14 protein-coding genes, 2 tRNA genes and 1 pseudogene are annotated in these 14,328 nt (G+C 51.6%); 4 read left to right on the top strand and 13 right to left on the bottom strand.

Going from position 1 to position 14,328, the window contains the following annotated elements; translation table 11 throughout:
- Positions 1-240, top strand: a pseudogene (locus ABNS49_RS02890) (hypothetical protein); the annotation flags it as partial.
- A gap of 109 nt (positions 241-349) precedes the next feature.
- Here the strand turns inward: ABNS49_RS02890 and ABNS49_RS02885 are convergent.
- From ABNS49_RS02885 to ABNS49_RS02825, 13 genes are all read right to left on the bottom strand, one after another.
- On the bottom strand, positions 350-1,243 hold the full coding sequence (locus ABNS49_RS02885) for a DNA/RNA non-specific endonuclease (RefSeq protein WP_135980397.1): 894 nt from the start codon (positions 1,241-1,243) through the stop codon (positions 350-352).
- The gene (locus ABNS49_RS02880) at positions 1,240-1,623 is read right to left on the bottom strand and encodes a hypothetical protein (RefSeq protein ID WP_135980396.1); all 384 of its coding nucleotides are present in this window, start codon (positions 1,621-1,623) and stop codon (positions 1,240-1,242) included. The genes ABNS49_RS02885 and ABNS49_RS02880 overlap by 4 nt, the downstream gene beginning before the upstream one ends.
- Positions 1,623-2,762 (bottom strand): N-acetylglucosamine-6-phosphate deacetylase, encoded by a 1,140-nt coding sequence (gene nagA, locus ABNS49_RS02875; protein WP_135980395.1) that lies wholly within the window; start codon positions 2,760-2,762, stop codon positions 1,623-1,625. Before nagA ends, ABNS49_RS02880 begins: the two co-directional genes overlap by 1 nt.
- Positions 2,763-2,918: 156 nt before the next feature.
- Positions 2,919-3,758: a YitT family protein gene (locus tag ABNS49_RS02870; RefSeq protein ID WP_135980394.1), complete on the bottom strand. Its 840-nt coding sequence runs from the start codon at positions 3,756-3,758 to the stop codon at positions 2,919-2,921.
- A complete protein-coding gene (locus tag ABNS49_RS02865; protein ID WP_135980393.1) occupies positions 3,755-5,104 on the bottom strand; it encodes an RsmB/NOP family class I SAM-dependent RNA methyltransferase in 1,350 nt (449 codons plus the stop codon). The genes ABNS49_RS02870 and ABNS49_RS02865 overlap by 4 nt, the downstream gene beginning before the upstream one ends.
- Before the next feature lie 15 nt (positions 5,105-5,119).
- Positions 5,120-6,211 carry a M23 family metallopeptidase gene (locus ABNS49_RS02860; protein ID WP_135980392.1) on the bottom strand — a complete coding sequence of 364 codons (1,092 nt, stop codon included), beginning with the start codon at positions 6,209-6,211 and terminating at the stop codon, positions 5,120-5,122.
- A gap of 64 nt (positions 6,212-6,275) precedes the next feature.
- Complete coding sequence (locus ABNS49_RS02855) at positions 6,276-7,457, bottom strand: O-antigen ligase family protein (RefSeq protein WP_135980391.1); 1,182 nt, start codon at positions 7,455-7,457, stop codon at positions 6,276-6,278.
- 86 nt (positions 7,458-7,543) lie between these two features.
- A tRNA-Thr gene (locus tag ABNS49_RS02850) sits at positions 7,544-7,619 on the bottom strand.
- Positions 7,620-7,688: 69 nt separating this feature from the next.
- On the bottom strand, positions 7,689-9,026 hold the full coding sequence (locus tag ABNS49_RS02845; RefSeq protein ID WP_135980390.1) for a hypothetical protein: 1,338 nt from the start codon (positions 9,024-9,026) through the stop codon (positions 7,689-7,691).
- 102 nt (positions 9,027-9,128) lie between these two features.
- Positions 9,129-9,920, bottom strand: coding sequence for an SGNH/GDSL hydrolase family protein (locus tag ABNS49_RS02840; protein ID WP_135980389.1), 792 nt, complete (start codon positions 9,918-9,920; stop codon positions 9,129-9,131).
- A gap of 256 nt (positions 9,921-10,176) precedes the next feature.
- Positions 10,177-10,383 carry a helix-turn-helix transcriptional regulator gene (locus ABNS49_RS02835; protein ID WP_135980388.1) on the bottom strand — a complete coding sequence of 69 codons (207 nt, stop codon included), beginning with the start codon at positions 10,381-10,383 and terminating at the stop codon, positions 10,177-10,179.
- A 49-nt stretch (positions 10,384-10,432) separates the two neighbouring features.
- Positions 10,433-11,599, bottom strand: coding sequence for a toxic anion resistance protein (locus ABNS49_RS02830; protein WP_135980387.1), 1,167 nt, complete (start codon positions 11,597-11,599; stop codon positions 10,433-10,435).
- 18 nt (positions 11,600-11,617) lie between these two features.
- Entirely contained in the window at positions 11,618-12,751 is a 1,134-nt protein-coding gene (locus ABNS49_RS02825) for a 5-bromo-4-chloroindolyl phosphate hydrolysis family protein (RefSeq protein WP_168353586.1), read from the bottom strand.
- Between the two features lie 125 nt (positions 12,752-12,876).
- Here ABNS49_RS02825 and ABNS49_RS02820 point away from each other — a divergent pair, with 125 nt between their 5' ends.
- From ABNS49_RS02820 to ABNS49_RS02810, 3 genes are all read left to right on the top strand, one after another.
- Positions 12,877-13,731, top strand: coding sequence for a serine hydrolase (locus tag ABNS49_RS02820; RefSeq protein ID WP_135980385.1), 855 nt, complete (start codon positions 12,877-12,879; stop codon positions 13,729-13,731).
- Between the two features lie 78 nt (positions 13,732-13,809).
- Positions 13,810-14,049, top strand: coding sequence for a hypothetical protein (locus ABNS49_RS02815; RefSeq protein ID WP_135980384.1), 240 nt, complete (start codon positions 13,810-13,812; stop codon positions 14,047-14,049).
- A 42-nt stretch (positions 14,050-14,091) separates the two neighbouring features.
- Positions 14,092-14,175 (top strand) — tRNA-Leu (locus tag ABNS49_RS02810).
- The last annotated feature ends 153 nt before the right edge of the window (positions 14,176-14,328 follow it).

Below are 14,328 nucleotides of genomic sequence, written 5' to 3'. Positions count from 1 at the left end.
GAAGAGGAATACGACATTCAAATGAGTGAGAAAATGGAAAAGGAGGTCAGCGCGATGTGTAATTTGAGTCAGGGGATTTTGGAACAAGGGATGGAAAAACAGCGAATCAAAGACGAGCGTCAAAACATCAAACGAATGAAAAAGCTGCTGGCAGCCGGCATCGACAAAGCCACAATTGCCAACGTGTTCGACTGCTCTTTGGAAGAACTCGAAGCCTTGTCCAAAAACAAAAACCGGTAACCCGGTTTCAAATTGACATACCCAACCCGGAAAAGCGGAAACGCTTTTCCTTTTTTACGCAAAAAACCGGGAATCGCTTCCCGGCTTATGATGCTCTTTTTAGATTTTGTCATTTTTTACCAAGACACTGGTTGTGTACGGTATAGCCCTGATCCAACAGATCCTGCAAGCTGCCCCGGTAAAACTCTTTGTTGTTTTTGTTCATCGACTCCACCGAAGAGCAGTTTGGAGCGTGGATCTTCTTCGTATTTTTATTCAACACGTACGTTCCCTCGTCCTTTGTTTCCGTCGAAGTTTCACCACGCAAATGGCTGTCGCCCGTCGCGTAGTCGATCTCGATACCCGGCTGGACGTTGTACGCGTAGACGTTGTAGGAAATGCCTTCCCCTTCGTCCTCGACCGAATAGCCTTCCATAATGACGCCGTCCGCGACCAGATTGTCACCCGTATACACTGGAATGACCCGGTACATGACGTGGTTGCCCGTTTCCTTGATGTAGTCGCGCACCATGTCCTCAAACGGCTTCATGCCTTGAATATTCAAATAGCGCGTGCCCGTCATCAAGTTGTTCGGGTTCGCGTCCTCTCCCGTCAGGGACCACGCGATCAAATGGCATCGGTTATACAGGCTTTTGCCATCCACGTTATCATATTGCACCGAATGCCAGCCCGTCGGCTTCACACTCGAAATGTTTCCCCGCTCTTTTGTCGGCAGCAAATCCGTGCCAATCGAGGAAAACGCACCCGTCACCCGACCCAAATCATCCAGCTCGTAATACGTCTCAAACGACTCGTCCGTGATTTCCTCGTCGGTAAACGTCGGCACGTTGTCGTTGAGCGCCACATACGCCTTGTCCGTATACGCCGGAATGGAATCCATCGTGACAGTCGGCTTAGGCGCTTCGCTTTGCGCGCAACCCGCCACCGCCAGCGCGAGCATGACGCTCGCCAGCGCCGACACGAACAGCCGGCCAAACCGCTTGCCTAATCCGTTTCGCTTCATCTGGTGTACACCTCTTTGACGATCTCGTCATGCGAATAGCCTTTGATCACGCTCACATCGTCAAGCTTGAGCGACTTCAAATCGTACGACAACGTCACATCCGCCGGATACACCTTGTCCCAGCGATACACAACGAGCGTGTTGAAATCGAGATTCGCCAAATCATCGGCTTCCAGGAACACGTTTTCGCATCCCTGAAAATCGTCCGTGACCTGCACGTTGTCCATGCCTTCAAAGAGCTTGGCGCTGTACTCGCGCATCGCGATCGGCTCGCCCTGCAAAGTCCGCTCGATATCCGCGACCACCTCCCGGTCCCGCGAAGGCCTTCTTTCGTTAAAAAGCAAGCCGTTGTTTTGATCCACGCAAAGAAAGACCCGCATTAAAACGCTTTCTTTCCTTTCACGTACGTCATCAAAACGTCGTAGTTGTCATCGAGCACGACCAGATCGGCGTCCTTGCCCGCCTGGATGCTTCCCTTGCGGTCGGCCACGCCAAGCATTCTCGCCGGGTTAAGCGTGCAGCTGTTGATCGCCGCCAGCCAAGGCACCTGCGCCTTTTCATGCACGATCATCAAGCCCTTGTTCACATTCAGCGTCGAGCCCGCCAGGCTGCCCGCGCCCACCAAATGCGCCGAGCCATCCTCGAACAACTCGATCTCGTTGCCGCCAAACAGCACCCGCGTGCCCACCGGCAGCGACTTCACCATCAAAGAATCCGTCACCATGATCGCGTGGTCGTTTCCTTTCGCCTTGAAATAATCGTTGATCGCCGCGTAATGCGAGTGGTTGCCATCGCAAATGATTTCGCCATACACTTCCCGGAAACGGAACGCCGCGCCCACCAGACCAGGCTCGCGATGATGGAACTTCGTCATGCCGTTAAATACGTGCGTCATACTCATCGCGCCATTGGCGATCGCGTCGGCCGCCTGCTCGAACGTCGCGCTCGAATGGCCCTGGCTCGCCACGATATTTTGCGAAACCAAATAATGCAGCAACGCGTAGTCTTTGTCATGCTCGCACGCCATCGTCACCAGCTTGATCAAGTTGTGACTCGCCTTTTGGTACCGCTTGAACTGCTCGACATCCGCCGGCACGCAATACTGCTCCGGCTGCGCGCCCTTGTACACCTGATCCAAATACGGGCCTTCGAAATGGATTCCCAAAATTTCAGCGCCCTCGTAGCCTTCCTCCACGACATTCGCCACGTTGGCGACCGCTTTGGTCAACACTTCCTCGCTTTGCGTGATCGTCGTCGGCAAAATGCCCGTCACGCCTTCCTTCACGATGTTTTTCACCCAATGACGCAGCCCGTCCGGCGTGGCGTCGTTTGTATCCCAGTCATACGCGCCATGCGTATGCACGTCAATAAAGCCCGGAACAATTCGTTTCCAGCCATAATCCTCGTCAACCGGTTTTGTTCCATATGGATAAATCGCCTTGATTTTTCCATCTTCCATGTCGATCTGCGCTTCCATCCACATGTCCAAAACCCAGACTTTTTTACTTTGTATAATCATAAAAGAACCTCCAACTATAACTACTGATACTGTATCATGTTCCGGAGTAAAAAGCACCAGAAGTCCTAAAACGTAAAAAAACTAAGCTAAAAAATGCCAAAAAAGCGCCGGGCTTTTACCCAGCGCTTCGTCCACGCAACCAATTTCCAAATTTTGTCACAACCGCTTTTCAAAATTTCCCATCACCGGCGAGGCGTCGCTCAAAATGACAAACGCTTTGGGGTCGACCTCGTGCACGATCTTTTTCAGCCGCCGAACCTCGTACTTGTTAATGACGCAAACAAGAATATCCTGGCGCGTATCCGTGTAGGCGCCATATCCGTCCCAATACGTGATCCCGCGTCCGGTCCGCGTCATCAGCTCTTTTTTCAGCTCCGGCACTTGCGAGAAAATCAACGCCTGAATGCTGATGTTTTGATAGTGCACCTGATCGCTGACATAATACATCAAAACAATGTACATCAACGAATACAAAGCGACTTGCAAATCAAACAAAACCGCCGAAATCGTCAAGACGACCGCGTTGATCAAATACGAAAGCTTGCCAACGGAAAAGTCCGGACGCGTTTTGGAAAAATAAACGCCAAGAATATCCAGACCGCCGCCGCTTCCGCTGCTTCGCAAACACAAGCCGATTCCCAAGCCGCCGATGCAGGCGCCAATCAAACAATTCGAAAGCACATCCGGCATGATCGGCACCGTCAAAATCGGGATGCATGACAAGCCAATCGTCTGAATGATCAAAGAGATCAGCGTCTTCACGCAAAAGCTTTTCGAAATCGTCCGCCAAGCCAAAATGAAAAGCGGAATGTTGAACGAAAAGTTGATAATACCGGTCAAATCGACGGAAAACGGCAGCAAATAGTTGATAATTTGCGCCAAGCCGACCAGACCGCCCGCGTTCAAAGTCATCGGTGAAATAAAGCAGTTGACACTAATTGGAAACAGCAGGCTTCCAACGACCAAATCCACCCACTTACCTAGTTCCTTATTCATTGTTGTTCCTCCCCGTCCATCCGGACATGCGATTTTGGCAGCAGCCGCATGCCTTTCGGAATCTTGTTGTTGATTCGATGACCGTCGCTTTTGCCAAACCCAAACGGATACCCGTCAAAGCAAACCCCGACAAAACCCGGCTCGCCCTCGATTCGAATTTGCTCACCATGCATATAGGCATCCATTTCGCACAATCCGCACGACACTTTGTTTTTCAGTCGATCCATCGTATCCGCCGCCATGTAAAACGCGTGCGCCGGCTCGAACCGGTTTTTCTTCATCTCGCCAACAAGCACCCCTTGCCGGACCACCTTCAACTTGCCAAAATCCAGAAACGCGTGCTCCATTCGAAACAGCTTTTCCTTGCTGTGATGAAAAAAAGAAAAATCCCCCTCGACTTGTTCTCGCAAAAACGCACGCTCCGTGGCGTTTGGCTTCTCGTTTTTTAAAAGCGCGGGCGTGTTGGACGCGTCGCCCTTTTTCACAAACTTGGCCATAAACTGACCCTCGCCGCCATCCATTGGAAAAACACGACGGACTTTGGACGCATCCATGCCTGGCGTCTTTAAGCCCGGCCGGCCAAACGCCGCGCCGCAATCCACAAGCTCCATCTCCGGAAACCGCTCCAGGATCCACGCCACGACTTCCTCGTTTTCCTCTTTCGCGTAGGTGCACGTCGAATACACGAGCACCCCGCCGCCCTTCAAGGCGCGCACCGCGTTGGAAACGATTTCCTTTTGCCGCGCCGCGCACATCAAAATATTGTCCATCGACCACGTCTGCGCCACGATGGCGTGCTTTTTCAACATCCCTTCTCCCGAGCAGGGCGCGTCGACAAGCACTTTGTCAAAGCAGTTTTCAAACGCCGCGCACAACGGTCCGCTCTCGCTATTGGTCAACGCGAAATTGACGACCCCCATCCGTTCCAAATTGGATAGCAGCGCCTGCGCCCGCTTGGCGTCGATCTCGTTGCATACCAGCATTCCGGACTCCAGCTTTTGCGCGATTTGCGTCGTTTTCGAACCGGGCGCCGCGCACAAATCCAAAACCAAATCATCCTTTTGCACATCCAGCAAGCCCACGACTCCGCTCGCGCTTGGCTCCTGCAAATAAAACAAGCCGCAAATGTGATAGGGATCCAAACCAAGCGGCCGGTCGACATACCAGGAATGATCGGCGAACGGACTTGGCTTGCCAAGCAGCCCGGGCTCGGGAAAGCGATCCGGATCGACTTTTTTCGTATTGATCCGCAAAGCCTTGTACAAATCCTGATCCAGCGAAGCCATGAACGCCTCGAACTCGTCAGGAATCATCGTTTGCATACGATTTAAAAATTGTTCGTTCATAAAATTCTTCTTTCGTCAAAATATGGTTTCCGGCTGAATGCGGCAGGCGTAAGGCGAGCACGTCGCCGGCGCGTCCCAGCCGTTGCCAAGTGAAAAATCAGCGGATTCTATGAAATACTGTAACACAAAATCGGCATCCGCCGCGAGGGAAAACACCTCGATATGGCAATGGGGCCCGGTCGAGTTGCCACTGTTCCCGCTCAGCGCCAGCACATCCCCTTGCTGCACGCTCTGTCCGGCCCGGACAAACAGCGAACGCGACAAATGGGAAAACGTCAGCACATAAAACGTGTCCCCCACCTTGCAAAGCAGGCAAATCGAATTCCCGGCCCCTGCCGGCCAGCCGCACCAGTTTCCCAAAAATCCACCGTCTTCCTCGACTGGCGCGTTGGCGTACAACACGATCCCCGGCGCCGGAGCGAGCAGCGGCGTGTGCATCGGCACCGCGTAATCGGCCCCCAAATGCAATCCCCCTTGCGGATACGCCCAGGTGCCCGCTGAAAGAGAGGCGTTTGCAAACGGCGCCAAAAACGAAGCCGAAGCCTCGATCCGGCTTCCATCCACCAAGCCAAGACACGAGTTCCCCGTTTCCTTTGTCACGCCAATCGAGCCAAACACGGGCAAATCTTCCGTTCCCGCCAACGTCTGCGCCGCCTCGCGCATGCCGCCGGGACGAAACCCCCGCAGCTGCGGATTGTCCAAAAACAACGTTTCCTGCACCTGGATCCAATACGCCTTGCGCGCCTCGGCTTTTTTTAAACGCGACCGATACGTCTTTGTCACCGACTCGATTTGCTCGCGATGCGCCTGATCGGCCAGAGCGCTTTGCGCTTGACGCAAAAAGGCTTCCTCGTCCCAGGACGCCTCCACGCCCATTTGCTCCGCCAGCAAATACAGGCCCGTTTGTTCTTTTTGGGATTCAAAAGCCGCCACCTGCTTTCGCAAGGCGTCGTTTTTTTGATCTAGGTGATGCAAAGCTTGAAGGCAGCGCTGCTGAAGGCGGGTGTAGTGGAGAATCTGGCGCGCGCAAAAGGAGGAACGATCCTCGATCGAGGTGGAAAAAACGAGCGAAACGCTCAAACAAACACAAAGTAAAAGTTGATTCATACCATTTCCTTCTACTGTCTGTCTACGCCATTATACTAAAACGCGAAAAAAAAGCCATAAGATTTTAAGATCTTATCGCTTTGTTTGGCGCGGCGCTGTTGATGACCAGCAAAAAGATACAACCCGTCGCCAGAAAGTTCATTGTCACATCCAGCAAGCCGTGGATGAAGAAAATCACAAAAAAACAAAGAATCATCGCGAAAATCGCCGGGTCCTTGCTTTGGCGGTACGACGCGTAAATTTCTCTCCAGACGCTCCATCCATACCCGAGCAGCAATGTCGTGCCTACCACGCCATACGAAGTCAATGCGTCCAGAGCGATGTTGTGGGAATGGGGCGCCTTGTGGCCATGAAGCGCCTTGTACACATGGCCATACGTTTGCGGTCCTTGGCCAAACCACGGATGCATCGAAATCGCCAGCAGCGACGTCGACCAAATCTCGAAACGGGATGTGAGCGTCGACATTTGATCGAAGCGCGGAATAAGCTCCGGAAACATGAGCACGAGGACAAGCGCGCTCATTTCGGCAATCATCGAGCCAATAAACCAGATCCGCTTGCGGTCAAACCAGAAGAAGACCGGAAAAATAAACAAAAACGGAAGCAGCGCGGTTCGGCATCCCGTCAGCAGCATCATAAAAAAATTGAAGCACGCCGTCACGACATAATAAACGCGGAAGCCCGCTTTTTTTGTCCGGATGAACTTATATAAGCAAAACACCACTTCGAATTCCAAAATCGTCGCGTAGAAGTTCGCGTTCATAAACGTCGAATTGATGCGGTCCTTTGGCGAGTTTTGAATCACAAAATCGAAAAAGTCGTATCCTTTGCGCGCCGACACCTTTTGAAACTCGTACAAGCCATAAAAACCGGCCAGCCAGGAAAGAACGATAATTTCCGACACGACGTACTGGAACAGCCGGGGTGTAAGCTGGCGGCGGTAAAAGGCGATAAAAAAACCGATCAGGACAAAACCGCCGGCATTCAGCAAACCAATCCAGTTGCGGTAAAGCGCCGAGACGACGATTTCTAGCGCGCAAAACGCGTAAAACCACAGCGCCCCTCTTTGCTGGCGCACCGCCTGCACGAGATGGCCTTTCCACAAGGCGAACACGAGGACGGCCGCAAGTACCGCGGCGGAAAACTGAAACGGCAAAAACAATCCGGCCACCGCGACCAGAATCGACTGCTCGAGAACGTTGAAAGATAAAATATCGTGGATGACTTGATCAAATGCTTTTTTCATAAGACCATTATCGGGGATAGCGCCTTGTTTTGCAACTTACAAGTATGCAAGAAAAAAAAGCCCTTGCGGGCTTTGATCTCATAACATGGTGCCGACGATAGGACTTGAACCTACGACCTACGCGTTACGAGTGCGTTGCACTACCAACTGTGCTACGTCGGCATCTGTAGAGTATTTTAGCAGAAAGAATCGTGAATCTCAAGACCAAAATACTCTATTTTTTCATTTTTTTTATGGAAGCGTCGCTTGCAGCGCCGCGATCTGCTCGTTTAAATACGCGATGGTTTGGTCGTTGGTCGCGATCATCGCGCCCACGTCCTCTCCGGCCGCCTGCTGGGCTTCCAAATCCGCCTTGTACGTCATGGCGTCGTTGAGCTGCGCATGCAGTTCGTCGATTTGACTTTGAATTCGGGCACGCTGCTCGTTGGCCGCCGCCTGCGCCTCTTGGGCGGCTTGCGACGCCTGATCGAGCTTGGCCTGTTCCTCGGCCGCCAGCGTGTTAAAATTCTTTCCGGCCTGCTCCATGCAAATCTGGTCGATTTTTTGCTGAAGAGCCGCCGACAAGCCATTGAACGCATCCTTGTAGTGCACGATTTGCGCCTTTTCCTCGTCCGGCTTCGTCGACCAGTTTGAAACGAACGCCACCAGCTGCTGGTATTCCGGCTTCGTTTCGTCTTCCTGCGTCGCCTTGAGCGCTTTGAGCGCTTCCAGCTGCTTGACAAAAGAATCGCCCGTCTGTTCTTCGAAATACGTGTTCAGCCGCGTCTTCTGCTTTTCAAGCAGCTCGTTGTACGCCGGCTCATAGTCGATCAGCTCCATCTTTTCCGCATCCGAAAGCATGTCCCACTCGTCGGCGTATTCCACAAGCTTTTGATACGTCTGCTCTTGCGCCTCGGTCGTGATGTTGGCCGGATCGTAAACGACGACTTTGTACGTATACGCTCCCAGCAGCAACGCAAACACCGCGATGCCGGCCAGGAACCATTTGAGGTTTTTGCGAAAAAACGACGGTTCGACCGCTTCCGGTTTCTCTGGCTTTTTCGCTTTCGCCTTTTTTTCCGTTTCGTCTTTCGTCTTGTCCTTCGCCGTTTCCGCTTTTTCCTTTTTGACCGCTTCCGGCGTTTCCTTTTTCTTTTTCGGACGGGCGGACCGCACTTTTTTTAGCGGCTTGCGCTTTGGCGTTTCTTTTTCCGCCTTCTTCGGATCATCCAGTTCGATGGACGAGTAGATCGACTGAATCATCTGCTCGTCGACCCGGGCGTCCTGATGAATCGAATCCGTCGTAAAGTCCTCGACTTCTTCAATATGGGTTCCGTCCTCTTTTTGTTCGCGGCGGTACTTTTCCTCTTCTTCCTCGATTGTCAGCTGTCCCCGCTCTTTGCGCAGCAAATCCAGGGCGCTCGACATCGTCTTTTCGGCACTCTGGCGCTCGACAGGCGTCATCGCGGGCGAAACGTCTTCCCGTTCCGGCTGCGAATCTTTATTGAGAGCCATTTCGGTTTTTTTATTGAGTAACGCTTTAACAAACGCGTCGATTTCCCCATTTTGTTTTGGCTTTTTTTCGCTCATTTTTTTTCCTCCGCTTTATATTTTAGCAAACTCTCGTCCTGATTCCCACTCTCCATCTTGATGAAGTGCACAAAACGTGCCTTTCGACTTGACGCTCGTTTTTCACTCGCTCGCAAAAACCGTCTCCCACATCGTCTTGGAGATGTTGCGCGCCCACGTCCATGTAAAATCCGGCGTGAAATGCACTCCGTCTTCCTGGTAGTTCGAAAGATCGTTTCCGAGCGGATCGTTGTCGACGTAAATCCATCCGCGCCGCTGGCACATTTCCTGCAGCTGGACGTTGTATCTGGCCGCCTTGTCCCAGCGCGGCGAGCGCTCCTTGGCGCTTGGCGTGACGTCGATAATCGAGCAGACGAAAACCTTGGCGTCCGGAACCACCGCAAGCAACTCGTCGATTTTTTGCTCGAACGTTTGCGCGTAGGCATTATCTCCATCCCCGCCTATTTCAAGTCCCATATCGTTGACGCCATACGAAAAAACGAGCCGGGCCGGCCGGGTTTGCTGGATCACGTCTTTATAGTCGGTGCAGTTCAATATCGTATGCCCTGCTTCCGCGTACACAAAATCGGGATCGAGGACGCCATAGCTTTTCAAGCCATAGGCGCGCGAATCGCCAAACAAGGCGTAGTCGTCAAAGGCGGCGATGACGTCGATTGCCCCGCTGTCCATCATCGTTTGCAGCTCCTTTTTCTTTCGTTCCTGAAGCACTTCGGCCATGTTTTCCGGCTTCAGCTGCGTCTGCTTTTGAATGTAGATCCGTCCGGGCATTTCAGGCTGCAAGATCTTGAAAGCGAAAAAGCCGGTCAAAAACACAAAAAAAGCGAATCCCCCCAAAAGAGCGACCTTCCCGCGAAGCGGCAACGCGCGCAAAATCCTTTTCCACTTTTTTTTCATTGTTTCCCTTTGTCCTTTCCATAAAAAAAAGCCTAGATCCAAATCTAAGCGATCGGTTTTGAATCCGCGCCATTCAGCGACTTTCTTCCCGTTTCCGCTTCAAAACCGTTCTGATTTCCCTTGGCGACGTCTTGTCGTTCGGACGTCGTCCAAAACCATTTTACCTTGTTTTACCGGGTTGTCCAGCGTGTTTTCATCCAATTTCAAACCAGAACGCAAGCGTGGACCCGCTCCCGCTTCTTTGGATCCGGATTCGTTAAAAATAAAACAATTCCTCGAATTTTTTATCGAGCGCGATACACAAAATCAAAGCGAGTTTGGCCGTCGGGTTGAATTGACCCGTTTCGATCGAGCTGATCGTGTTGCGGGATACGCCAACCAGCTTTGCCAGCGCGGCTTGCGACAGCTTCTTTTCGCGGCGCGCCTCTTTCAAGCGGTTTTTTAAAGTCAGAGGTTCGTTCATGGTTTCATCATAGCACAAAAGGAAAGCGTCAAAAAAAGAAGATGCGGGTTCATCTTCTTATTTCAAGCATTTTCTTTTTCAGCTGGTTTTCCATATCGAGCATCGTCGACTCCGCCTGAAGGCGCTTTTGCCGGCCTTCCTTTTGGATCTGCATCACTTCGTCGAATGTCTGGATCAGCTTTTCGTTGGTTTGCTGGAGCGTCTCGATGTCGACAATGCCGCGGTTGGTTTCCCTCGCGGTTTCCACCGAAGCCATATGCAGCGATTCGGCGTTCTTTTTGAGCAGCTCGTTGGTCATGTCCGTCACTTCGCGCTGCGCCTTGGCGGCCTGCTTGGCGTGGTTGAGGCCAAACGCGAGCACGAGCTGGTTTTTCCAAAGCGGGATCGTGTTGACAAGCGTGGTCTGGATCTTGTCGATCATGACCGAGTTGGAGCTTTGCAGCATGCGCAGCTGCGGGGCGGTCTGGATCGAAATCATGCGCGACAGCTCCAGATCATACAGCTTTTTCTCAAACCGGTCGACAAAGGAAATCAAATCCTGATACGCCTGCGCGTCTTCCGGAAGCTGCGAGCGTTCGGCTTTTTGCTTGGCTTGCGGCAAATCGGTTTGCTCGGTTTCCTTGAGCTTTTTCTTGCCGGCCAAAATGTACATGGAAAGCTCTTTGAAGTACTGCGCGTTGAGCTGGTACATCTGGTCGAGCATCGCGTTGTCCTTGATGAGCACGATTTGCTGGTTCTCCAGATTTTCGGCGACTTTCGTCACGTTGGTTTCCGCTTTGGCGTAGCGGGCTTTCATCGCTTCCAACTGATTTTTCCCTTTGTTGAAAAAACCAAAAATCCCTTTTTTCTCCTCGGCTTTCGGATCGGTTTCCTTCAGCTCGATCACGACGTTGGCCAGCATGTCGCCCACATCGCCCAAATCTTTGGTTTTGACGCTTTCCAGCGTCTTTTCCGAAAAGTCGGCCAGCTTTTTTTGCGGCGCGCTGCCATACTGAATGATCTGGTTCGTGTCCTTGATGTTGATTTTACTCGCGAAATCCTCGATCATTTTCATTTCCTGCTCGCTGAACTGGGTCGTGTCGATATGGACATCGGCCAGCGGTTCCGCGACTTCCTGCTTGGGCGTGGCCAGCGCAGGCTCCGTCAAAGTCCGGGACACCGGTTCCTGTTCCGGCTCCAGAGTCAGTGAGATCGTTTCTTTGTTTTCTTCTGTCATAAAGAATCCTTTCTATGTTTAGCGGGGAAGCTTGTCTTTGGTCAGGCCTTCCCTTGCCAGCAGCGTTTCCAAAACGGAAATATCCGAGGCGACTTCCATCGAAGTCATTTCAAACAAGTCGTCATACAGCTCGGAAAGCGCGAAATTGAGCGTGTCGAGCGTATTTTCGATATCGCGCTTTGATTTTTGAATGTTGTCGCCCGGATCGGGATAGGCGCTCAGCTCGACATACGTTTCCAGCAGTCGCTCGATCGAAGGCAAATAATGCTTTGTCATATTGCGGGCGTCCTCAGCATCTTCGGGGTGTTCCTGAATAAACACGAGGATGTGCCGGATGTTTTGCTCCAGCGTGTCCAGTTTTTGGCTCACGACCGCGTCTTTGATGAGATCGTTGTAGTGACGGATTCTGGACAGCGTCCGCTCGCCTTCCTGAATCATCGACTGCGCCAGCGGCGTAAGCGGCGTCTCTTCGTCATCAACCGCAGTGTGCGGTAGATCCGGAAGCGTTCCGGCTTCAAACGCCTCGTCGGTGGCGTAAAAAATGTTTTTCTTGCGATCCACGTGACCTTGCAGAAACAGCCGGTCCGCGATCATATCGTGCAAATCGGCGATCGTCGACGCGTCCGTGCCGTAGACCGCCTCGGACAAACTGGAAATCGGCACCATGTCCTGCTTGGAAAGGTTCGAGATATAAATGTGAAACCGTTTCATATAGCTGGACTGCTTTTTCGCGGTATGGGTGCCGGCGATGCCGAAAATGAGCAGGATGAGGCACGGAATCAGCAAAAAGCTCGACCCCGCGATCGCCGGTTTGGCCGTCTGCCAGCCTTCCAGCAAAAGATAGATCAAATCGAAGCCAAGAAAAATCGCCGTGCCGATGCCGCCGATGGCGCGCAAGGCCCGGTATCCGGAGAGCTGGCTCTTGATCTTCTTTTCAATTTTCGTGATTTTCCGAATGTCGTATTTTTGGTTAAGTGTCGCCGACTTGACGGCGGTGGAGTACTGCTTGATTTTGTTGTTGATCATGGATGTGGTGGAATTGACCGTTTTTTCAATCGACCGGTTCAGTTCCGTGAAATCGAGGGTGTCGATCGCGTTTTTCAAGGTGTGGCCGATGTTCTTTCCAAGATCCATCCAATCGTTTTGGCTCATACAAATCACCTCTTTCATAATATATTTGTATTTTACCATAGATGCTTTGAAAATGGGGTTTGTCCGAATGACAACTTGGAAAAAATAAATAGTGGAATCGACTCGAGTATGGTACTCTTAATATTATGAATAAAGAAGAAAAGAAAAAGAAAGTGATCATCCTTTTGGGGATATGGGGCGTGTGCATGCTCGTATGCGTCGTGATCGGCATGAGCCGTTCCACGAAGGCGATCGTGAAAAGGGAAACGGGCAAAAGCGTGATCGCGCAGACGGAAACGGTGGATGCAAAGCCGGAAGAAGCCCCGACGCTGGATTTGTCCGCCCTGCAAAGCAAGCTGAAGGCGTATTTAAAGGAAAACGACATCGGCAGCAAGGATGTCGGCTACTATGTGGAAGATCTGGAAAGCCGGCAGTCTATCGAAAACAACGGAGACGAGCTGTATTTTGCGGCCAGCACATATAAAATCCCGCTGGCGATGGTGTGGTACGACGCCATCAACGCCGGCGATGTCGAGGAAAGCGAGTACCGGGACTTGCTGGAAAACATGATTGTGTACTCGGACAACGACGCGGCTGAATATTTATTCGAGTCGCTGGGCGGCTGGGGCGAGTTCAAAGACGCGATCACGGCGTACGACAAAAAACAAAAGGCGGATTCGGATTATCTGGTTCTCGACAACACGTTCACGCCCGCCAACATGGGACATATCGTCACGTACTTGTACGACCACCAGGAGGAATACGACCATCTCATCAAGGACATGAAAAAATCCATGCCGGGACAGTTTCTGGACCGCAATTTGAACATTTATTTCGCGCAGAAATACGGCTCATACGAAGAAGCGTACAACGCGGCGGGCGTGTCTTTGACCGGGCATCCATACGTCGTGACGATTTACACGGATCTGGGAGATTACGGCGAGAGCGTCATCGGGGATTTGAACGAGATCTGCTACGATTTTTTTAATACAGCGGAATAAAACCGGCTTGTTTGGTCTTTTTACCGGCAAATATTCAAGTTTGGTTTTCAATCAAAAAAAGGATGCTATAATGAAACCATGTTAGATGAAAAAGAACTAATCGAAATTATCGAACCGATCCTCGAAATCCTACGATCTCTGGAAGACCAGCTGGGAACCAGCTTGATGGAAGTGCCTTCCATCCATTTCGTGCGCGACCCGCAGTCGACGGATTTTTTGATTGGCGACCATCGGCTCGACGAGGAGGCTCTCCAGCAAATCGAAGAGTTTCTTCAACAGGAAATCGAGAGTATGTATCATCCAACGATTTTGCATTAATCTCTTGATTTTTTTTATGGTTTCCTGTAACATAATTCGTGCGCGGGCGTGGCGAAATTGGTAGACGCACTAGACTTAGGATCTAGCGCCTTCGGCATGGGGGTTCGAGTCCCTTCGCCCGCACCATTTTGAAGCGGACAAAGCGCAGATGACAACAGCGTGTTGTGGATCTGCGCTTTTTTTTATTGCATTGAATTGTCAAGTATTTTCGTTTGTTCCTCTATCCCATGGATGTCGTGGAAGCGGAAAATAAAATTGGACTTGATTCAGTTCTTCCGT

Source organism: uncultured Dubosiella sp. (assembly GCF_964018005.1).
Taxonomy (GTDB): domain Bacteria; phylum Bacillota_I; class Bacilli_A; order Erysipelotrichales; family Erysipelotrichaceae; genus Dubosiella; species Dubosiella muris.
This window is presented reverse-complemented; position numbering and strand designations above follow the sequence as displayed.